This is a genomic window from Westiellopsis prolifica IICB1, assembly GCF_004323185.1.
Classification (GTDB): domain Bacteria; phylum Cyanobacteriota; class Cyanobacteriia; order Cyanobacteriales; family Nostocaceae; genus Pelatocladus; species Pelatocladus prolificus_A.
Window position 1 is genome coordinate 2022493 of record NZ_NAPS01000002.1, and the last position, 20999, is coordinate 2043491.

18 protein-coding genes and 1 CRISPR repeat array are annotated in these 20999 nt (G+C 38.2%); of the genes, 11 read left to right on the top strand and 7 right to left on the bottom strand.

Annotated elements, in window-relative coordinates; translation table 11 throughout:
- The 4 genes from B4U84_RS23000 to B4U84_RS23020 form a co-directional block, all read right to left on the bottom strand.
- A partial coding sequence (locus B4U84_RS23000) for a 5-formyltetrahydrofolate cyclo-ligase (RefSeq protein ID WP_242677706.1) occupies window positions 1–566 on the bottom strand: 566 nt, incomplete at its 3' end.
- A gap of 109 nt (window positions 567–675) precedes the next feature.
- Window positions 676–3684, bottom strand: a complete 3009-nt coding sequence (locus B4U84_RS23005; protein WP_131120678.1) for an MFS transporter — start codon at window positions 3682–3684, stop codon at window positions 676–678.
- A 397-nt stretch (window positions 3685–4081) separates the two neighbouring features.
- On the bottom strand, window positions 4082–4615 hold the full coding sequence (gene infC / locus B4U84_RS23010; RefSeq protein ID WP_017311489.1) for a translation initiation factor IF-3: 534 nt from the start codon (window positions 4613–4615) through the stop codon (window positions 4082–4084).
- 443 nt (window positions 4616–5058) lie between these two features.
- Entirely contained in the window at window positions 5059–5916 is an 858-nt protein-coding gene (locus tag B4U84_RS23020) for a helix-turn-helix transcriptional regulator (protein WP_131120680.1), read from the bottom strand.
- 221 nt (window positions 5917–6137) lie between these two features.
- Here B4U84_RS23020 and cas3 point away from each other — a divergent pair, with 221 nt between their 5' ends.
- From cas3 to cas5d, 4 genes are all read left to right on the top strand, one after another.
- Entirely contained in the window at window positions 6138–8276 is a 2139-nt protein-coding gene (gene cas3, locus B4U84_RS23025) for a type I-D CRISPR-associated helicase Cas3' (RefSeq protein WP_131120681.1), read from the top strand.
- 160 nt (window positions 8277–8436) lie between these two features.
- Window positions 8437–11730: a type I-D CRISPR-associated protein Cas10d/Csc3 gene (cas10d, locus tag B4U84_RS23030; protein ID WP_131120682.1), complete on the top strand. Its 3294-nt coding sequence runs from the start codon at window positions 8437–8439 to the stop codon at window positions 11728–11730.
- 71 nt (window positions 11731–11801) lie between these two features.
- Complete coding sequence (cas7d, locus tag B4U84_RS23035) at window positions 11802–12815, top strand: type I-D CRISPR-associated protein Cas7/Csc2 (protein ID WP_131120683.1); 1014 nt, start codon at window positions 11802–11804, stop codon at window positions 12813–12815.
- A 5-nt stretch (window positions 12816–12820) separates the two neighbouring features.
- Entirely contained in the window at window positions 12821–13534 is a 714-nt protein-coding gene (cas5d, locus tag B4U84_RS23040) for a type I-D CRISPR-associated protein Cas5/Csc1 (RefSeq protein WP_131120684.1), read from the top strand.
- Here the strand turns inward: cas5d and B4U84_RS23045 are convergent, their stop codons facing one another.
- Window positions 13535–13939, bottom strand: coding sequence for a hypothetical protein (locus B4U84_RS23045; protein WP_131120685.1), 405 nt, complete (start codon window positions 13937–13939; stop codon window positions 13535–13537). It abuts the gene before it with no gap.
- Window positions 13940–13984: 45 nt separating this feature from the next.
- Here B4U84_RS23045 and cas6 point away from each other — a divergent pair, with 45 nt between their 5' ends.
- The 6 genes from cas6 to B4U84_RS23070 all read left to right on the top strand — a co-directional run bounded on the left by cas6 (window position 13985) and on the right by B4U84_RS23070 (window position 19353).
- Window positions 13985–14836 carry a CRISPR-associated endoribonuclease Cas6 gene (gene cas6 / locus B4U84_RS23050; RefSeq protein WP_131120686.1) on the top strand — a complete coding sequence of 284 codons (852 nt, stop codon included), beginning with the start codon at window positions 13985–13987 and terminating at the stop codon, window positions 14834–14836.
- Window positions 14837–14861: 25 nt separating this feature from the next.
- Window positions 14862–15455 carry a CRISPR-associated protein Cas4 gene (cas4, locus tag B4U84_RS23055; RefSeq protein WP_131120687.1) on the top strand — a complete coding sequence of 198 codons (594 nt, stop codon included), beginning with the start codon at window positions 14862–14864 and terminating at the stop codon, window positions 15453–15455.
- A 64-nt stretch (window positions 15456–15519) separates the two neighbouring features.
- Complete coding sequence (cas1d, locus tag B4U84_RS23060; RefSeq protein ID WP_131120688.1) at window positions 15520–16524, top strand: type I-D CRISPR-associated endonuclease Cas1d; 1005 nt, start codon at window positions 15520–15522, stop codon at window positions 16522–16524.
- 127 nt (window positions 16525–16651) lie between these two features.
- A complete protein-coding gene (gene cas2 / locus B4U84_RS23065) occupies window positions 16652–16924 on the top strand; it encodes a CRISPR-associated endonuclease Cas2 (protein WP_131120689.1) in 273 nt (90 codons plus the stop codon).
- A 69-nt stretch (window positions 16925–16993) separates the two neighbouring features.
- Window positions 16994–17170, top strand: a complete 177-nt coding sequence (locus tag B4U84_RS30790) for a hypothetical protein (protein ID WP_165490335.1) — start codon at window positions 16994–16996, stop codon at window positions 17168–17170.
- Window positions 17171–17178: 8 nt separating this feature from the next.
- Window positions 17179–18366: direct repeats of the CRISPR family, unit length 37 nt; unit sequence GTTGCAACTTCAATTAATCCCTATTAGGGATTGAAAC.
- 63 nt (window positions 18367–18429) lie between these two features.
- The gene (locus B4U84_RS23070) at window positions 18430–19353 is read left to right on the top strand and encodes an alpha/beta fold hydrolase (protein ID WP_131120690.1); all 924 of its coding nucleotides are present in this window, start codon (window positions 18430–18432) and stop codon (window positions 19351–19353) included.
- Window positions 19354–19715: 362 nt separating this feature from the next.
- Here B4U84_RS23070 and B4U84_RS23075 read toward each other — a convergent pair whose 3' ends face one another.
- Both B4U84_RS23075 and B4U84_RS23080 read right to left on the bottom strand, forming a co-directional pair.
- Window positions 19716–20075, bottom strand: a complete 360-nt coding sequence (locus tag B4U84_RS23075) for a BON domain-containing protein (RefSeq protein WP_017311500.1) — start codon at window positions 20073–20075, stop codon at window positions 19716–19718.
- A gap of 171 nt (window positions 20076–20246) precedes the next feature.
- Window positions 20247–20708, bottom strand: a complete 462-nt coding sequence (locus B4U84_RS23080) for a hypothetical protein (RefSeq protein WP_131120691.1) — start codon at window positions 20706–20708, stop codon at window positions 20247–20249.
- Window positions 20709–20905: 197 nt separating this feature from the next.
- On the opposite strand from B4U84_RS23080, the gene petN reads away from it, so the two are divergent.
- Entirely contained in the window at window positions 20906–20995 is a 90-nt protein-coding gene (gene petN, locus B4U84_RS23085; RefSeq protein ID WP_035114989.1) for a cytochrome b6-f complex subunit PetN, read from the top strand.
- The last annotated feature ends 4 nt before the right edge of the window (window positions 20996–20999 follow it).

A 20999-nucleotide genomic window follows, 5' to 3' on the forward strand; every position in this document is an offset into this window, starting at 1 on the left:
ATCCCCGCTCCCCTTTCCCCGATCCCCGATCCCCGATCCCCAATGAAATGACCAACTACTAACTTTGTTTCTGTACAAACAGCATCTAGAGGTTGATCCCAAGGTTCAACAGGTAATTGGGGTAAGTAGGCAAAATCAAAGACAATGCCAATAGTTGATTTGTTTGCCCACTCAGGTGTAGCAAGCAAGCGATCATAATATCCGCCGCCGTAACCCAAGCGATAACCTTGCTGATCACAAGCAACACAAGGCACGAGAATTAAATCTACTTGCTCAGGCTCGATAATTGGCGCTTCGGGTTCAGGTTCAGTAATGCCGTATGCCCCAATTTTTACTGAGTCATCTAGTGTCCAAATATACCAGGACAGGTAATTGCCAACGCAGCGAGGTATACCCCATATTTTTGGAGAGTTATTATCTTGATCTTGCCCAAATAGGGGAGTCAAATCGGGTTCCTGACGAAAGCTGAAATAAGCCAGTACTGTTTTGGCTTGGGTAAACTGAGGTGAGTTGAGAAGATTAGTACAGATGCGATCGCTTTTTTGTTTCCATTCTGCTACTGACATTAATTGACGTTGTTTGAGAAGCGATTTTCGTAGTTTGGCTTTATCCACGCGAGAAAACTAATTGATGAAACGGCATTTTGCATTTCTATTGTAAATATGCATCAAACCCTTACTTAATTAATTCTTTGACTTGATTCGCTACAAGGGGATGTGGATCTTTTTGCAGCAGGGGCAGAATTTTGACCAGAATGCGGGGTGATACTACATTTAAATAAGCGATCGCAGCTTCTCGAACAAATCCTGTGGGATGACTCAAGCTTTCTAAAACTTGTTCTGTGGTGAGTCGGATGCGCGCAACTTGAGCAAAATGGAAACAGCAAGCCAAGCACCAATCAGAAAGTAGGTTTTTATGCATTAATAAATTGCGGGTACGATCATTAACTGACATTTGTTGGTATTCTGCCATCTCTGCGGCTATGAGATATTGCAGTTTTTCTGCTGGCGATCGCCTATCTAAAATATTGATTAGCAAAGATTTATGCTGCAATTTGACTGTGTGGTCTAAAATTTCCAATCCCCGTGCTAAACTAACTACTGATTCTGATCGTAAATTAAAAGCTGCTGCTTGGATTATTTCTATCGGATAAAGTAGTTGCAATAGTAATAACAATCGCTCTTTAATATCACTTTCTATTTCTAAAATGGCGCGATTTAGTAAAGATATAACAGCAATAGTCTTGATTTCACAATAATATGTATCTGGAGTTTCTGGTGTCTTGAAATCTATATATTGATTGTAGGTTTCTAATTGATTTTGGAAATCTATATAAGCAGCATAAATCTCACCAATAAAATATAGTTCTTGCTTGATAAATCTCTTGATTTTTGTTTGATAAAACTGTTCTACTGAACCCAGAAGTCCTTCTTTTTGTAATCTTTTTAATAAAGGACGGAGAATGTGATCTCTACTATTACTCCGCGATGTTTCTAAAAATTGCCATAAGGTTTCTATCGCTTCTAAGGTGGGTATTTGACTAATTGTACGCCAAGCGTAAATTCTGACTATTTCTGGCTTATAGATATTAGTAGCTAACTCAACCAGCATTGGTAAGGCTTCGTTTTCCAGTTTTACCAAAGCTTGCATAGCTGCGTTTCGGGTTGATTTGTAATAAAGTCCCCCCAACAAGGCTGGATAATACTCTTCTAAGTGAGTTGCGCCGATCATTTCTATGACAGCAAAACGTACTCGCAGTGATTCATCTTGCAACAAATTGGGAATATGAATTCGCAGTGCTTGTAGATGAAGTGCTTCACTCAGGGCCTTGACGGCGTTCATCCGTTCTTTTTCTTGTTGGTGAGTAAGCATCCGCCGTAAAGTCTTGGTGGCTGCTACTTTATGCATAGGTTTTCCCTGACGGAGTAATAAGGCGGCGGCTGTGGCACGAATACTTGAGTGTTGGTCTTCTCTGAGGTAGTTTTCTAATAGGTTGACATTTGGATCTGACTCAGCCAACCAAACGTAGCGTAGGGTAAGGGCGAATACTTCTGGAGTTACACTATTTTGGGGTAGTTCTAAGAAAGTACGGATTTCTGGTAAGTAAGCAGGATTTACACCTGTTGTTAGCATGACTTCCAAGCTGGATTTCTGCAATTCAGGAGGTAGCTTGAGTAATAAGGGGGCTAAGACTTCACTTACACCTTTGGGATCAATTTGAGATAAAAGTTCAATACAAGAACGTTTATCTGTGTCAGTTCCTTTTTCTCCCAAAGCTTTAATTACTGCTTGTTTGAATGCACGTAAATCTACATTTGCACCACTAAATTGTCCTTGTCCTGCACTTAAAACTAACAGATTCACGTAGCGCGATCGCAAAAACCAAATCACTAGCAAACAACATAAAGCCACAAGTACGGTTTCTGCTACCAGAATTGATTCATGTATGGGTGTAGGTAGCAGTTTTCTACCAAACCACAGGGTAATTAAAATCACAAAACCTGCTGTCCCTGCACCAAAAGCATCAGCTACACCTCCGGCTAATGACTGGACATGGCTGCGAATCTTATCTGGGATTGGTTGAAAAAGTAGAGGTCCACTACTGACAACAAAGGTGTAACGCAGAAGTTCATCTAAGAATTTGAGAATCACTAAACCCCATAAAATATTATGGGAATTAAATAATCCTAATAAAGGTATGGTGACAGGCATTAACAAGCCTATGGTGAGTGGTAAAGTTGCAGCAGTCACAAATACTCCAAAGCGTTCGAGGGTGCGACTGGAAATAAATAACTGTATTGCTAACTCGCACAATCCCGTAATTCCACTTAGTAATCCTAAAAAAGTAGCAATATCTTTACCCTGAAAATTTGATTTCAACTGGGTAAGATATTGAAAATCGATTAAGACACCTATTGCTTGTAAAAGGGCAAAAAATGCAAATAATAACCAGGTGTAATGCTTAATTGGCCCAAACAGACGCCGTTTTTGAGAGTATTGTGCTGCTTGTATTTTAATTTGCGGAGTATCAGGAAAAGCTTGGGGATAATTTTGACTCAGATAGAAAAGAATAAAAGCCCCTAAGCTGATGAATATACCAGCGATGGGCATAATCACTTTATCTAGTCCTACAAATAGCAACAAAAATGGCAAACTAAAGCCACTGATGACATCAGCGACTAAAATACCGCTACTGATCAGAGGAAAGGCGCGTTTGATCTCACGAATGTTGAATAGTTGATTGGCTGTGATTGAGGTGTTGAGGTCGTTGATCACATAAAATGCATCTACCCACAACCGCAGGATAAATATGATAAATACGGAAATATAAGAAACGTGTAAACCTAAACTAAATAGAACTAATGGTATGAACATGCAAGGCGCGATCGCCACGATGACACGCCGTAAGGGAAAAATCTTTTGCAAGCGTGAGTATAAAATTACCAAGATTGTACCCATAATGGCACTGGCGATATAAATCAAAGGTAAGGATTTAGATCCGTACTCATCCAAAAACAGCGCCACTGTGGAGTCTTCTGACCACCGCAACCCAATTGATGTACTTGTATAAAAAGCGAACATTAACCAAGTGCGATCGCTTTCCTCTGGTCGGAGATTTACCCACTTGAGTAATTGTGAGAGAATACCTTTTTTAGGAGCAGTCCAATAATTTTTCAGTTCCATGCAGTTTGACTGGGTTATACGTTGAAATTGTTGGTGGTTGGTGCTTGCTAGCTAGTTTTTGGAAACAAGACACAACACACAAACTTAGTTACTCAGTTCTGCATGATCAGTATTAGACTTTATTGCGATCGCATTAATTTTGACAAATAAATGCGTTAAACATCTCAAAACTAACGCGATAGCCAACTAAGGTAAGGAATTTATGAATCATACTTCTTTACCTTATTAATCTCAAAATCAGTATATAGCAAAAACCCTGAGTAACTGAGTATTATTTTTCCCACTCAGAACTCAGGATTATCAATTTTATTTGAATTTTTTGGTTGTTGATACTTAGTAATTAAAGAGTTGGTTTTTTACCAGTATCTACTAACTACTAACCACTAACTAAATTAAATTATTTCTTCGGAGAAAGAAGCATCATCATGTTTCGCCCTTCTTTTTTGGGTGCTTGCTGCACCTCTGCGAGTGCTTCTAAATCGGTCGCCATCCGTTTGAGTAAATCTTCTGCTAAATCGCTGTGTTGTATTTCTCGACCCCGAAACATGACAGTGGCTTTCACTTTATCGCCATCCTTGAGGAAACGTTCTGCTTGCTTAACACGGACGTTGTAATCATGTTCTTCAATTTTGTAGCGCATTTTCACTTCTTTAACGTCAGCAGTATGCTGCTTTTTCCTGGCTTCCCGCGCTTTCTTCTCCTGTTCAAATTTGTATTTTCCATAGTCCATGATCCGACAAACGGGCGGATCAGCCTTGTCACTGAGCAACACTAAATCTAGCTCTTTTTCCTCGGCTAGTTGCAGCGCTTCCTGTGGGGACAGAATCCCCAATTGGGCTCCATCAGTATCGATGACCCGAATTTTCGGAAAGCGAATCCTTTCATTAATTTGGGGCAAATCGCGAGTTCTTTTTTTCTCAGTCACTGGCATTATGATTTGTGGCAGCTCTTTGTTAAGAATAGTGTTTGGTATTGTGTAATCTACCTCAGAATGATTAAAAATATCTGAGGACTCAAATTAAAGGTCTACATCTAAGGTAGCTAATCCATAGGATATTCTTTTGGACAATTCTACCTATTCTGTCATTCTACTCATTCTGAAAGAATTTCTATCCAATAGTTAATCTAAATTACACATCCGCAGCATTTTTTAACTATTTTAGCATTTGTCTATCGTATTATTAATACCTGATATATCTGAATGCCTCAGTATATTTACTAGTAACGGTATATGCAAAATCATAATTAAGTCATTGGGCATTGGGTATTGGGCATTGGGCATGGGGCATTGGGCATTGGGCATTGGGAACAGACTTGTTAAATAATTCCCCCCACACTTCCCGATTCCCGATCCCCTTTCCCCGATCCCCATTTTCAATTTATACCATAACGCTGACAAAGGGTTTGGAGCTTTTCACGGATGAGCGATCGCACGTTTTCTGGTGAGACGACTACGCAGTCTGGTGCGTACTGCATGACTTCGCGGATAAACCAAAAGGTACTAGATACACGTCTTGTCACTCGCCGCACTCGTTGTTTATCTGGTAGCCATTCATTTAATATGTCTTCTGGTTTGGCTTGGTAAGCAAAGCTTAAACCATTAAACAAGTGCATTTCTACTTCTATTTCTGCCAAGTGCGATCGCCATTCACCAGTAATTGCGATCACAGCAGCGTCTTGGATTCGATCTAAACGCAGACTCCAGTTATTTCTTAACTCTTCTACATCCAAATTTCCTTGTGTCTCTTCGCACCAACAATCAAGATATTGACGCTTTTCGTGGGGTGTAACTTTGGCGTGACGAACGGTGAAGTTCCATACTCGCTGTGCTGCGTCTTGATAGGAAATCTGAAATGGTTGTTGACGTAGAATGAAGCGCTCGATCTCTAAACGCCAAGGTGGAGGTAAATTTTCTAAAAAACGCTCTATTTCAGTTCGCAGTGGAATGGATAGTTCACTGCGTTCAAGAAGCAATTTGGCAATTTCCTGTGCTTGCTCATTTTGACCAAGATCAGTTAATGCACGCATGGCTCGATCCAGCGCTCTGAAGCGTGTTTCTGACCAATCATGATTTTTACCGATGGTTAAATGACGACGAGCGATCGCTTCTACTAGTTTAGAGATATTTGGGCGATCGCCCCACATCATACCGAATTCCCGCGCTAGGTTTTCTAATTCGGCTTTATCGCGTTCTGATACCGATAGGGTGATGGAATGACCTTTTCGACTCATTTTTATACGGACAATTTTATATGGACATATCTTGTCAATCTCTATTTTGCGTGCCAAGATAGGATTTAACAACTAGTTACGGACAGTTTTTAAAGTCAACACGAAAAAGTCGCACTCTTGGTGCGAGAAATAGGTAGAAAATTTTTATACCTATTTAAAAAACTGCAACCATTGATTGCAGAAATTATCTTCACTCTATAGAAAGGAGATTGTTTGAGTATATGTCTGAAAATTACAGTATTAATCTTAAACCTGTTTATTCTCAAACTTTACCTACACCTAATAGCGTGAAATTACCTGAGAATTGGTCACTATCACTTTATTGGCATCAAGCCGCTACTTTAGAAGCGTTACGTAACCCAAAATATGATGTAATAATTAACACTGCTATGACTGGTGATGGTAAAAGCTTGGCTGCTTACCTTCTGGCTATGATAGATGGTGTATCTACAATGGCGACCTATCCAACAAACGAGTTAGCTAGAGATCAGCAAAAGCAAGTACAAAATTACAAGGACAAGTTTCAGCCAGAGAAAGACCCACAGATTTATCGTCTGAATGCAGCTATTCTGGAAGACTTTATCGAAACGAATAAATTACCAACTAAACAGTCTGGATTGACAAATCTTTCCGACCAAGCAGAAATTTTACTGACCAATCCTGATATTTTTTACTATATCCATGATTTTCGCTATCTTCGGCGTTTTAAAAAAGACGGTAAAATCAAAGGCGAAAATGCAAATAAGTTATTCAGCAAAATAGACACTTATTATGATTTGTTTATTTTTGATGAATTTCATATATTTTCCTCTGCTCAAGTTGCAAGTATCTTCAATGCAATATTATTAATTAAGCATACTATTCCAGGTAAAAAGTTTTTATTTTTATCGGCGACACCAGATGATTTATTGCTAGAGTTTTTTAACAAATCTGGTATTCGTTATAAAGAAATTAATCCAGCTAAAGAACAGAAATATTGTTTTTCAGAAGGTGGTAATCAATGGCGAGCAATTAGTCAGCCAATAACTTTATTTTTTCCGCAAACACTAGAACCATCACTTTCATCTAGTTATGATTGGCTGATAGAAAATTCGGAATCAGTAATTTTAAAGTTTTTTCAAGATTATCCAGGTAGTAAAGGTGCAATCATTCTCAACTCGATAGCTGCGGTTAAGAAATTAGTCCAGCATTTTAAAAGTATTTTTGAGCCTTTAGGGTTAAAAGTTAGAGAAAACACAGGTTTAACAGGTGAGACAGAAAAAGCTACGTCAGTTGTAGAAGCAGACTTACTTTTAGGAACATCAACTATTGATGTTGGCGTGGATTTTAGAATAAATTTTTTGGTATTTGAAGGTGCTGATGCAGGTAATTTTATTCAACGCTTTGGCAGAATAGGTAGACATCAAGATTTTCACCCTCATCCTTATCATGCTTATGCTTTGATTCCCAAGTTTATTGTGCAAAGATTATTTGAAATTGATTCATCACCATTGCAAGATGGCGAAACTTACGACCGAGTAACCTTTACACAAGCTATTCGTTCAAGTTACCCATTTGTAAATGAATTTAAATTATACCCCAAACGCTGGGGTGCTATTCAATCAGCTTGTGTACATCAAGAATTAAGACGGCTGACTAGTCAATATCCCGATGCTGAGAAAAATTTTAAAGATGTGATTGAGGCAGCACTTGATGTTAATATTTGGCAAAAATATCACCAAATTAACCAATGTTTAGAAGAAAAGAAAAAGAAGATAATTGACGAAGCACGAAGTTTTCGGGGAAGTAGTCAGTTAGATTGTGCAATTTATGATTTAACAAATCCAGAAGAACCAGAACATGAACATTTTAAAATTTATAACTTACCGGGTATTCTCAGCAACTTTAAATTTGAATTGATGGATAGAAAGGAATTTATACAATTAGCTGAGAAATCTAGAGTTAGAACCACTCGTTTTCAAGAAGCCTTATGCTGTTTGAAATTGACTGGTTATCGGGAAGTAAGAGAAGACTGGCGATTTTACTATCCAGAAGACATCAGCGACATTGTCAAATCTGGTAAAGTCCAAGTTCTCAAAAACTTAGAAATTCGTCAACCCCACGGTAGTGGGATTAATAAGATAAGTGATGCTATATCGGGTAGAGGTTTAGTATGCTTTATTTCAGATTGCGATCGCGCTTACCTCAGAGCCAAGTTAGGTTTACCTATCCATTTTCAAGCATACTCTTTGGCAGATAAATATAGCAGTGATGATAAGAAGTCACCACCGTACACCATAGCATTTGGTAAATCTGCACTAATGCTAGAAACCTTACTTTGGTTTTGGAAGCCCAAAAAGGATGAAGGTTGGATTTGTTAGAAGTTCGTTTACCACCGCGTCCTATTTTTGAAGTTTATCGGGCAGTTACAGAAACCTTAATTGCTGGGCTTGAAGCAGCAGATGTAACTGGAAAATAATGGATTATTCGCCAAGTAAATATTCAGGAATTCCAAGATATAGAAGTAGAGGAGGTAGACAAATGACTAATGAGAATAAGTTTGATGAATATCCCGAAATTCCAGATCTAGATAACTATGAAGAAGAAGAAAAAGATAATCCTATTGAGCGCGAATTATTAACTATTAGTCTCTTCAAAAAGGCAATTAAGGAAGCACCAGAAAATCAAGAAGATTCCATACTTCTGAGTTTTGCTGATAATGTATTACCTCAATTAATTCATGGATTAGTAGGAGCAACTGCTAAGGGTGGTCAATTTACAGAAGACCGTAGAGCCGAAGGCAAAAATGTTGAACGCAGCAAGCATGACCAATCCTTATTATCTCACCTACTCAATGGTTTATTTCCTACCTACCGAATTATCAGGAAATTAAAGTCATCAGAATTACAAACTAATCCTGTCAAGCGTCAATGTGGAGAAAAAGAAACTCGTCTATTTGTAGCTGCGTATATTCTGCATGATTTTGAAAAATTTCCTGACTATCCAATTTGGCTAGAAGCAAATGACCAGGATGGTGTATTTGCTAACCGTGATTGGCGTAAAGAACTTGCAAAGAAATCAGATGCACCCAATTTAAGACGTGGGTATGTAAAACAAAAAATTCAGGATTTTAGTTTAGATATTTTTTTGGGTGAGAATTGGGAAAACTGTATTGATGATATTGTTTGGTTGAGTAGCAATGCTGGTGATGGAAGCGATGCTGACCGAGGTTTAGAAATTCGTGGTTTACATCCTAATTTAGATGGTCGAGTGCGGAATATACTGCACAGATTGTTGAAAATGTCTGATTTATTTGCTTCATTGTTAAAGCATCCTCGTGACGTAGAAAGTGATGGACGAAATGAGAAGCTACCTGAGTTATTAAACGATGTAAGTAATGGTCAATTGAAGTTTAGTTACCATGCTTTATCAGATAATCGTGGTGTTCTCACAAATATTATTAATAATGCTTTGATGGATGCACATCCTCAGCCATACTACACACAGTTATTGTATTTGCCAGATGGTGTAGTGTATCTTGCTACTAGTGATGCACCTGCAATTAATACTGCTGAAGTTCCCAATCAGGTTATCGATAAAATTAAAACCTTGTGCAGTAAGCAGTTAACAAAGCGACAAACAGGTTTTAGTCGAGATGGAAAAGGTTTCAAGTTCGCTGAATATTATTGGCTATTCTTTCAAGCCAATGAGTTAATGCAAGTCAGCATTAACGCAGCTAGAAATATACTACCTGATACTAAATTAGCTTCATCTGGTAAGCGGAGTGAAAGTTTACAAGCTTTTCAAACACAAGGAGAATTACCTCAAAATATAAATGTTGTATTTGGTAATCAAATTCAAATTGATAGATTAGCTGAATTTGGAGATATTATCTGTCGTGGTATTTGGGGTAAATGGCAAGAACGCGCCAATGAATACCAAAAACAATTTCCTAAAGCTGAACGTAAAAATATTCCTGATTTAAATTTGACTGAAAAACTAGCGGAATATTTAGGCTTATCAGAGGAGATCCCAGCTTTAAGACAAATTCAGTCTCTAAAAAAAACAGGTGGTGTTCCTTTAGATTGGTACTATTTAGCAGCTAAATATTACCAGAAAAATCCCGGTAAGGATTTAGCGCAAAATATTGAGTTGATGGAAGGTATAGTTGATTATGCTTCTAACCTCATCAAATCTATTTTAGAAGAGTTTGCAATTCCTGATGGTTGGAGTGATTTACGTACTTATGTGAGTCGAGTTATTTCCTTATCAACAGGTGCAGTTTCTGAACCTAAACCAGAGCAATTTTTAGTAGAAATAAAGAGGTATAACGCCGCCAAAGTTATAGGAAGAGGTAGAGAAAACGTTTGTGCTATATCTAGCTCTCCTTACACTGTCACAGAACAAATGGAATCAGCAACGTTATTTGCACCACAAGTTTATAGCAATCGTCAGATTTTATTTAATGCTCAAGCTGCAAAGCGACAAATTTGCTCAATCTGGTCAATTGAAATCATGTTGAGACAAATTATGATGAGTAAGACTAACGCAACTGGCGCAGATTTTGAAAGTCGTAAATATCGCTATCTCTATCTATATCCAGCTTATTTCTTTACTCCTGAAACTAATAATTTTTTGCAAAAAGCTTACAATGCTATATCTCAAACTCGATTTGATGCCGAACTTCGCAAACATTTTATTTCAAAAGAGCAAGTTGCCAATTTGGAAGTTGAAAATTATCAAAAAGTAGATCATTTGTTGATTAAGCAGGATATTTCACCAGAAAATGATAAAACATTTAAAATTAGCTATCCCGATGATGAAACATTAACTTTTTTCTTCTTAGGTTTACCCCCAGGAAGAGAACCAACAGACACCGAATCTTGGGTAACACCTGCATGGCTAGCATTAACCTTACCGCTAGTTATGGATGTGAAAATTGTTGCATCAGAATCACCTGTACCACCTTTTATTAGTGGCGCTGATTTTGAACAAACAGTTTTACTAGATGGAGAACATCAAGCAATTCGTTCTCTGATTAAAAAAGATAATTATCGCTTAGATAGTATCTTACCTCGTAAATCGGGGGAATTTTCACCTTTAAATGCGCTTACTGCTGCTTACTCTATTCACTTAGAAGTTAACCGGAAAAAAGATGGCGATCCAGATTGGGGAAAATTAGCAGACTTAGCACGAGATTTAGAAACGAGTCCTTTGTATGTATTTCATTACTTGAATAAATGGTTACGGAAGCAAGACAAGATTGAGTCTGTGTCTATTGCCAAAACTCGTCTTTACTTAGATTTTTATTACTATTTTGAACCAGGAGGAGAAATCGTGAATCAACTGCGTAAGTTAACAGAACTCTACCGTCGTTTTTATCGAGCTAAAAGTTCTTATGCTAAAGCTAATGCAATTCTTAAACCCATTGATGAAGCTGCTGATGTACTTCTGAAAATTGATAAAGCAATAGCTAGTGACACCGATTCTTTAACAGATGTAGTCGCTGCACGTTTATCAAAATTAATGAATAATGTACGTCGAAAAGCAGCTGAAGGAAAACCTACGCTTACTTTAATAGATGGTAAATGGAAACCAGCCTTAACTTCAGAAGAAGAACGCCAAGCTGTTTATGAATTTTCTAGATATTTTGTCAAGGAAATATTTGAGGGAAGTTTTAAAAGCGATCGCGCACGTTTAGCAGGTACACAACTCAATCTCATCCGCGATACCTGTGAATACCTTTATCGCCTCGCAGACGATGAACAACGCAAAAATCGTCCGCAAGCAGAACCCGAAGATATTTCCGATTTGGATGTTAATGATGCAGCCTAAATTTGTAGAGACGCGATGTATCGCGTCTCTACAAGAAATCTTTTGTATAATCTTAACCCTTGGAGAAACAAATGAACTTTCTAAAATCCGTTGACACTAAATTTTTCCACAACGAAATCCCTGCTAAACCAATGGGCAAATATGCACATTTTATTACAATTCGGATCACCGAATCTTACCCATTGTTTCAGACAGATGGTGAATTAAATAAAGCCAAAGTGCGTGCAGGAATTGAACACAAAGAACCGATTAGCCGTTTAGCAATGTTTAAGCGCAAACAATCTACACCAGAACGTTTAACCGGACGAGAATTACTGCGTAACTATAAAATTGGTGACTGGGAAAAATGCGACTACAACGTAGATTTCAGCAAAACAACTCCTGATTGTATTCTCTATGGTTTTGCTATTGGTGATGCTGGTTCCGAAAAATCTAAAGTAGTTGTGGATACTGCTTATTCAATCACTCCCTTTGAAGATTCTCATCTTAACTTTACCCTGAATGCACCATTTGAAAACGGAACTATGAGTAGAAATGGGGAAGTTACCAGCAGAATTAACAGCCAAGATCATATCTTACCGCAGACCTTCTTCCCTAGTATTGTCACACTAAAAGATCCTACTGAAGCCGGATTTTTATATGTTTTCAATAACATCATTAGAACTCGCCACTATGGCGCACAAACAACCCGTACCGGAAGAGTCAGAAATGAATTAATTGGGGTTATATTTGCCGATGGCGAAATTATTAGCAATTTGCGGTGGACTCAAAAAATTTATGATTTATTGAGTTATGCAGGAAAAATGCAGCCTCCTGATCCATTGAATGAAGATGATGTTAGAGATACTGCAAACAAAGCCATTACTGAACTCATTACTCAAGAGTTTATTTCCCACACAGATTATATTGGCGATCGCTTTCTACCTCTACTGAACGAAGTCAAATCTATTACTAGTGATGAAAATAAACTCAAAGAATTACTGACTCAAGCAAATACAGAGTCATCTGCTTATGCACAAAAACATATCTTCAAGAGTTCTGAAAAAAGTAAGAAAGGTAAAAAAGCAAGTGCAGCAGCAGAGTAAAAGTTATGGCAATTATTTACCGTTGTCAAATCGAATTACATGATAGCCTCTATCATGCAACTCGCGAAATCGGCAGATTATACGAAACAGAACCAGTAATTCACAATTACGCTCTCTGTTATGCACTCGGATTAGTTGATAGCGAAGTCTATTCTACTACCGTTACAGAAGAACATTCCTATCGCTACTTTTGTCCCGAACAAGTTCCTAAATATGAAGAACATTTAACGCCGCTCAATCAACAGGGAATCTACATTACTCCAGCGCGTTCTCTTAATCATACTGCCATTCTCAACACTTGGAAATATGCAAATAATAACTATCATGTTGAGATGGAAAAAACCCAAAAAAACATTCCTAGTTTTGGTAGAGCCAAAGAAATTGCACCCGAAAGTCAATTTGAGTTTTTTGTGATTTCTCAAAAAGACATCAAAGATTTATTACCAAAATGGATTCGCTTGGGTAAATGGATGAGTAAAGCTGAAGTCACAGTTCAACAATTACTAAAACCCAAAGTTACTGAAGGTATATTCACTTGCACTCATCCTTTAAATCCTTTGGATGTCATGTTTACTAATCAAGTGATTAGCTATGATGTGGTAAATATGCCTCCAGTTAGTCTAATTCAAAACGTGCAAATGCAGGGAAAATACTACTATTTTGAGGATATCAAAGAAGTCAAAATTCCTGTGCAAATGGCATATCGTTTTAAAAATTAATCACTTCCCAAAACCCGAAGTGCGTTTTCTTTTCTTCGCTGATGCTTGCGCCAGCAACTCTGCACTAAAACCTCCTTGATGTTCCAACATCAATTTGCGGGTGCGCTGGCGTTGGTATTTCTGCACCTCAGTGGCGAGGGGATGACTGGAATCAATATTGAGATGAGTAATAGAGACAACATAACGTTCTTCTTCTTCTGGATTGGATGCTAAAACACACATAATCCCACCCATATCTCCAGAATATTTCACATGTTCAATCACAAATTCTTTGTTGGGATTTGCTACCTCTCCTCGTTCTTTCAAAGTTTTGAGAAACTCTTTTCCTGCTCGTGCTTTAATTGGTAAGCTTTCTTGCAATTTTTCTGTTAGGGCAACTGCTGCATCATAATCGTCAATAATCATCTATATTTCTCCTTTGATGATTTTCTCCTAATTTCAAAGTATCTCATGCCACACAGTCTTGTTCTCAATCTAATTCCCCAGTCTCCGATTTACCCTAATTATCTTACTGGCAGACATTACCACGCGCTATTTTTAAATCTTGTCAGTTCAGTAGATAAAAAATTGGGTGATTTACTCCACGACTCCAGCGCCGATAAAGCTTTTACTCTTTCTCCGTTACAAGTACAAACAAGTTACACAAGTAATGGTAGTGGCAAGCGAGGACATTTGAGCCACAAAAATTACATTTTGCAATGGGAACAAAATAAACCAATTTCTCCAGGTACTCCGTGTTGGTGGCGTATCTCTTTATTAGATGACACCCTATTTAGTCAACTCACACCACTGTGGTTAAATATTAATCCTGAACATGCTTGGCACTTGGGTTCTGCTGATTTGTATATCACAAGTATTCTTGGTACTCCCCAATCAACTCAACCTTGGGCGAATGCTTGTACTTATCAACAATTATACGAGCAAGCATCAGAGAGCGATCGCACAATTTCCCTTACCTTCTCCACACCTACCGCCTTCCGTCAAGGTAAATATGATACTACTTTACCTACTAGAGAATGTGTATTTAATTCTTTATTAGCGCGTTGGAATAAATATAGTGGAGTTGAGTTTGACAATATTTCTCTTGATGCGATTTTTCCCAGTTTTGTTAATATTCACACTGAAATATTAGCTGATTCTCGTAGTAAGTTTATTGGCATTATTGGAGAAGTTAATTATCGGATTTTGGGAGAAATTGAACCCATCATAATTAAGCAAATGAATACTTTAGCTGATTTTGCTTTATATGCCGGCGTTGGAAGAAAAACAACGATGGGTATGGGTATGACACGCAGAATTTAATTGACAATATTTTATTTTTACCACGATGAACAATACAGAATATATTCCGATTGCGGCATTAAATCAATATGCTTACTGTCCGCATCGCTGTTGGCGGATGTTTTGTGCAGAAGAATTTGTTGATAACCAATACACAATTGAAGGTACAAGTTTACATGAACGTGTGCATACTTTGGGAGAGGGAAATCGGGAAGAAACTTGGCAAGTGCGAGCAATTTATTTGAAGTCTGAAAAATATCAATTAATTGGCAAATCAGATTTGATTGAATTAGAAAATGGTGAATGGTATCCTGTGGAATATAAGCGAGGACGTAAAGGTGAATGGGATAACGATGAGTTACAAGTATGCGCCCAAGCCTTGTGTTTAGAAGAGATGACAGGAAAACCAGTCACAACTGGATATATTTATTATGCCCACTCTCATCAACGTCAATTAGTTGAGATTTCAGAAGAATTAAAACAAAGTGCGATCGCAACTATTAAATCAGTACAAAACCTCATTACAACGGGCATTATGCCAATAGCAAACTATAGCAAACGTTGCCAAGGATGCAGTTTTTATCAACAATGTTTACCGCAAGTTGCAGAAAAAATTAGGCGGTATGAAGAAGGTGAATAGGTAATTAGAGAAGATAACAATAAATCGGATTTTTTCATTCATCTAATTAATTTTGGAGTCAAGCATGGGTACAGTATATATCACACAAGAAGATGCATTTATTGGTAAAATTGATGAAAGGCTCAATGTTAAACATGAGAAAAAGACAATTTTAGATGTGCCATTAATCAAAATTGATGGTTTGGTAGTCATGGGAAGAGCAAGTATTTCTCCTGCTACTGTTGCTGAGTTAGTTCATCACAAAATTCCTCTGACTTTCTTGACAAATAACGGTAAATATATAGCCCGCTTAGAACCAGAAATGAGTAAAAATATTTTCTTACGTTCTGCTCAGTGGAAAGCTGTGGGAGAATCAACACAAGCTATTCATGCTAGCAAAGGATTTGTCAGAGGAAAGTTAAAAAACTATCGTTATTCTCTCCTCAAATCGCAACGCAGTTACTCTGATATAGATTTGAATGCAGGATTAAATCAATTAGCAACTGCGATCGCAAATCTTGAACAAGCCACATCTATTAATTCTATCCGAGGTTTAGAAGGTGCTGGTAGTGCGGCGTATTTTGGTTGTTTGAATCAACTAATTCGCGTTGATAACTTTCAATTCCACACTCGCAACCGTCGTCCCCCTACTGATCCTGTCAACTCTTTGTTGAGTTTGGGTTATGCATTATTACGTCATGATGTCCAAAGTGCAATTAATATTGTTGGCTTCGATCCATATTTAGGATATCTACATACAGAGCGTTATGGAAGACCATCATTAGCACTAGATTTAATGGAAGAATTTCGTCCTCTAATTGTCGATCCAGTAGTTTTAGCTGCTATTAATCGCCGTATTCTTTCACCCACAGATTTTATGACTGAACCAGTCAGTAATGCTGTTTCTCTGACGAAAGAAGGGTTACATAAATTTTTACGACTTTATCAAGAAAAGAAGCAAATAAAATTTAAGCATCCCGTCATGCAAAAGCAATACACCTATCAAGAATCCTTTGAACTACAAGCAAGATTACTTGCAAAATACCTCATGGGCGAAATTGAAAAATATCCACCATTGGTAATGAAGTAATTTGGTCAATTGTCAATTGTCAATTGTCATTGGTGTTTATTCTCTCCCGTGTCTCCCCCCTCTCCCTTGTCCCCCTTGTCCCCCNTGTCCCCCTTGTCCCCCGTGTCCCCCGTGTCTCCCTTGTCCCATGTTTATTGTTGTCAGTTACGATATCCCGGAAGATAAACGTCGTACCAAAATTCACAAAGTTCTCAAGTCTTATGGACAGTGGATGCAGTATTCTGTATTTGAGTGCAATCTGACGGAAACTCAGTATGCTAAACTGAGGGCGCGGTTGGCAAAACTCATTAAAGCCGATGAAGACAGCATCCGCTTCTATTTTCTTTGTGCTTGCTGTCAGGGTAAGATTGAGCGCATTGGCGGTGAAATGCCAATTGATACTACAGTGTTTTTTGCTTGATGAAGGTGCAGACCAGTAGGTGTAGAAAAAAAGCAGTCGATTTTTGAGGGTGAAAGTCTTGTTCTGTCTATGTTTGAGGCTGATTTGATGGTAAATGAGGTCTGCACCTTTTCTGTAAATCTTACCCTGACCAGGTTTGAGCGATTTTATCCTCATTTGCTCTTGACAGTGCGATCGCTCAAACGCTATATTTACTCCAGGTCTGCACCACTGAACCTTGAAAACCAAATACAGCAAGGCTTCTGAATCGAGCAGTTGCAACTTCAATTAATCCCTATTAGGGATTGAAACTATTCATATCTGTGTAGTCTCGTTTACCCTCTTAGTTGCAACTTCAATTAATCCCTATTAGGGATTGAAACGATTGATTAACAGCAGATACACCCAGTCCACTAGACGTTGCAACTTCAATTAATCCCTATTAGGGATTGAAACGAAAACAACAACCACACGCCAGGCACTGGATACGATTGTTGCAACTTCAATTAATCCCTATTAGGGATTGAAACCCCTTTTGGATCTTTAAATTCCTCAACCTCTCCAGTTGCAACTTCAATTAATCCCTATTAGGGATTGAAACTGGGGATTTTCTTCGAGTACTACCACCGCTGTATTGTTGCAACTTCAATTAATCCCTATTAGGGATTGAAACTGAATATTTTAGATCGGCATAATTTTGCTCTTTCAAGTTGCAACTTCAATTAATCCCTATTAGGGATTGAAACTTAATTTGTGATCATACAGAGAAAAAACATTATTTGGTTGCAACTTCAATTAATCCCTATTAGGGATTGAAACTCAGGAGATTTAGCTTTAATCTCTGGTATGCCAAGTTGCAACTTCAATTAATCCCTATTAGGGATTGAAACTAGCTGCACTCATTGGCATACCAGAGATTAAAGCTGTTGCAACTTCAATTAATCCCTATTAGGGATTGAAACACCCATATCAACATAGCTAGACTACGGCTCAAGGGTTGCAACTTCAATTAATCCCTATTAGGGATTGAAACGGTACTAGATGACGGCTTGACTGACGATGAGTACAGTTGCAACTTCAATTAATCCCTATTAGGGATTGAAACAATAGATTCATCTCCAGTATTCTTATTGTAGAAAGAAGTTGCAACTTCAATTAATCCCTATTAGGGATTGAAACTATTTCATTACTTCCAAACACGACTAAACTTCCGGTTGCAACTTCAATTAATCCCTATTAGGGATTGAAACGCTACGAGGTGGGCTAAAGCCGAGTGCATCAAAAGTTGCAACTTCAATTAATCCCTATTAGGGATTGAAACAATCAAAAGCAGCAGAGGGGATACAGTCTTTCGAGTGTTGCAACTTCAATTAATCCCTATTAGGGATTGAAACTTACACTACCAATCTCTCTCACAAACCAAGTGGTTGCAACTTCAATTAATCCCTATTAGGGATTGAAACTTGTCAACAACTTGAGACACAGCGATTAAGCTAGAAAATAGGAATATCAACAGGGAGACGAATGTGAACAGTATCGTTCACTGGCAACAACGAGTAGGGAATCAAAGAGATTGGGTATGGCGGGGTTGGCAAACTCGTTATACTTATATTCGCCCTAGCCAAAATCACCAGAACTCAACCCCCCTAATTTTGCTGCATGGGTTTGGTGCTTCCATAGGACATTGGCGACACAATTTAGAAGTATTGGCACAAAAGCATACAGTCTACGCGCTAGACATGTTGGGTTTTGGTGCTTCCGAAAAAGCTTGTGCGAATTACAATATCCAACTTTGGGTAGAACAAGTTTATGACTTTTGGAAAACATTCATCCGTCAGCCTGTAATCGTAGTAGGTAACTCCCTCGGTTCGCTAGTTTCCTTAGCTGCGGCTGCTACTTATCCAGAGATGGTACAAGGTGTAGTAATGATGAGTTTACCAGATCCATCTTTAGAGCAAGAAGCGATTCCTGCTTTTCTGCATCCTGTTGTTGCCACAATTAAAAATATGGTGGCTTCACCATTATTAATGAAACCCCTATTTTATTTTGTTCGCCGACCAAATATACTACGACGTTGGGCTGCTCTTGCCTACGCTAACCCAGAAGCAATCACCGATGAACTAGTAGAAATATTAGCAGGGCCTCCCCAAGACAGAGGTTCGGCGCGCGCTTTTAGTGCTTTATTCAAAGCAACAATTAGTGCCAATTTTGGTATTAGTGTCAAGTCTATGTTGCCTAACTTAACAATTCCCATGTTGTTAATTTGGGGACAAAAAGATAAATTTGTACCACCAGCACTTGCCAATGAATTTGCTCAATATAACGAGAATTTACAATTGCTGAGTCTAGAAGATGTCGGTCATTGTCCCCACGATGAAAATCCAGAAATTATCAACCAAGCTATTTTAGATTGGATTAATTCACTCTCGCGATCGCCAAAACAAAAATAAATCTGTACTAGATATTTAGCTTTAAAAAGTTTGTATAGGATTCATATTTGATTTCTGAAATACACGTAGTGGCGTGTCTAGACTAAAATGTTGCAATAGAAAAGTTGGTAGTAAGCGCTTTAACGCTAAAAAAACTAAAAATCTAATGCACTATTTTAGCCTAGACACGCTAGTAGGGTGCGTTACGCCAAAGGCTAACGCACCAGTTAGGGATTTAGGTGCGTGATAGCTACACCATAACACACCCTACAGATACTTAGATTTTTTCATAAATCAAATCTGACTCCTATAGTAAGCACTTCAGTGCTTAAAAAGTAAGGACTGTACACGCTGCATTTCCGCAGGATAGTCCTTAATACAAACTAGCCAATCGTAACTTGATTAGTATCAACAGCAGTCGCCCCATTCACATTTCGCGCCACAGAAACCATTTTGTTGAGAATATCTTGGCTAGGAACTTGACCTTTTAATACAACAGTACTACCAGTTTGAGCAACCCAAAGAGTATCAATATCATCTAATTGATTATCTTGGTCAAATGCTAGCGCTACACGCTTCGCTAAACCACTCTGATCATATTCTCCATTCAAACCCATCCGTTCGGGAGAAATTTGTTGAGTAGCAGCAGGTGCAGAAACCTGTTGTTGTACTGCTTGCGGAGCAGGATTTACTTGAGCATTTTTTGGTTTTTCTAATCCAAAAAGTCTTTTTAACCAACCCATAAACTTTGTCTCCTATAAGGTTAATAACTATTTGCAATATAAAAACTGAAACATAACATGTACATCTATCTATGTTCTGATGTTGAGTTAAAAAGACTGGTACTATAGGATGAAAAATTCTGATCTTTGTGTCTTTGTGTCTTGGTGGTAAAAAATTCTTGAACTATGATCTCAATTAGAAGAAAAAGGTTTAACCCAACCTTTTTGGATAGCTGCATCAAGAGCGATCGCAGCAAATTCAAACCACGCTAAACCCTCTAAAGTCAAAATCACAAACGGTAGCACATCACCAGTACAAGCAACGCCAACACCTATCTGGGCTAATCCTCGTACTAAACCGAAAGCTAACACTCCTCCAGCCTTAAGGTGCGGGTTTTGATCTTCACGGATGATATAACGATAAGCAACGCCAAATAGCAATCCAGAGAAGCTTGCTATTGCGCCACTCAGCAGAAACTGTAAATTGAAGAGTTCAACTGCTAGACTGTGAAGCTCAGGAAAATATTTTGCTAAAACCAAGTTGTTAATCAGCGAAGTGATCAAGAAAGCTGAAACTAAACAAAAAGCTGCCAAAATCCCAGCCTTGATAGATTCTAGGCGTTCTGCCATTAAATTATCTGAAGTATTATTCATTCAAAACCAATGCCCAATGCCCCTTGAGCCTTAACCCTTGACCCTTGACCCTTGACCCTTGACCCTTGACCATTAACCCTTGAGCCTTAACCCTTGACCCTTGACCATTGACCAGTGTACGCGATTAATCGCGTCTACCAATTCCCAGTATTATAAATATTAGAGTAGTTCTGTAAAATAAGTTAAAAAGTACAACTATGGAAATTTTGACATTAGGATGGGTTACACTGCTGGCTGTTTTCACCTGGTCAATTGCAATGGTAGTTTGGGGTCGTAACGGATTGTAGAGGT

Bases quoted from the DNA above. Each gene is read 5' to 3' on its own strand.
- B4U84_RS23005 (WP_131120678.1), bottom strand. From the start codon at position 3,684: ATGGAACTGAAAAATTATTGGACTGCTCCTAAAAAAGGTATTCTCTCA.
- infC (WP_017311489.1), bottom strand. From the start codon at position 4,615: ATGCCAGTGACTGAGAAAAAAAGAACTCGCGATTTGCCCCAAATTAAT.
- B4U84_RS23020 (WP_131120680.1), bottom strand. From the start codon at position 5,916: ATGAGTCGAAAAGGTCATTCCATCACCCTATCGGTATCAGAACGCGAT.
- cas3 (WP_131120681.1), top strand. From the start codon at position 6,138: ATGTCTGAAAATTACAGTATTAATCTTAAACCTGTTTATTCTCAAACT.
- cas10d (WP_131120682.1), top strand. From the start codon at position 8,437: ATGACTAATGAGAATAAGTTTGATGAATATCCCGAAATTCCAGATCTA.
- cas7d (WP_131120683.1), top strand. From the start codon at position 11,802: ATGAACTTTCTAAAATCCGTTGACACTAAATTTTTCCACAACGAAATC.
- cas5d (WP_131120684.1), top strand. From the start codon at position 12,821: ATGGCAATTATTTACCGTTGTCAAATCGAATTACATGATAGCCTCTAT.
- B4U84_RS23045 (WP_131120685.1), bottom strand. From the start codon at position 13,939: ATGATTATTGACGATTATGATGCAGCAGTTGCCCTAACAGAAAAATTG.
- cas6 (WP_131120686.1), top strand. From the start codon at position 13,985: ATGCCACACAGTCTTGTTCTCAATCTAATTCCCCAGTCTCCGATTTAC.
- cas4 (WP_131120687.1), top strand. From the start codon at position 14,862: ATGAACAATACAGAATATATTCCGATTGCGGCATTAAATCAATATGCT.
- cas1d (WP_131120688.1), top strand. From the start codon at position 15,520: ATGGGTACAGTATATATCACACAAGAAGATGCATTTATTGGTAAAATT.
- cas2 (WP_131120689.1), top strand. From the start codon at position 16,652: ATGTTTATTGTTGTCAGTTACGATATCCCGGAAGATAAACGTCGTACC.
- B4U84_RS30790 (WP_165490335.1), top strand. From the start codon at position 16,994: ATGTTTGAGGCTGATTTGATGGTAAATGAGGTCTGCACCTTTTCTGTA.
- B4U84_RS23075 (WP_017311500.1), bottom strand. From the start codon at position 20,075: ATGGGTTGGTTAAAAAGACTTTTTGGATTAGAAAAACCAAAAAATGCT.
- B4U84_RS23080 (WP_131120691.1), bottom strand. From the start codon at position 20,708: ATGAATAATACTTCAGATAATTTAATGGCAGAACGCCTAGAATCTATC.
- petN (WP_035114989.1), top strand. From the start codon at position 20,906: ATGGAAATTTTGACATTAGGATGGGTTACACTGCTGGCTGTTTTCACC.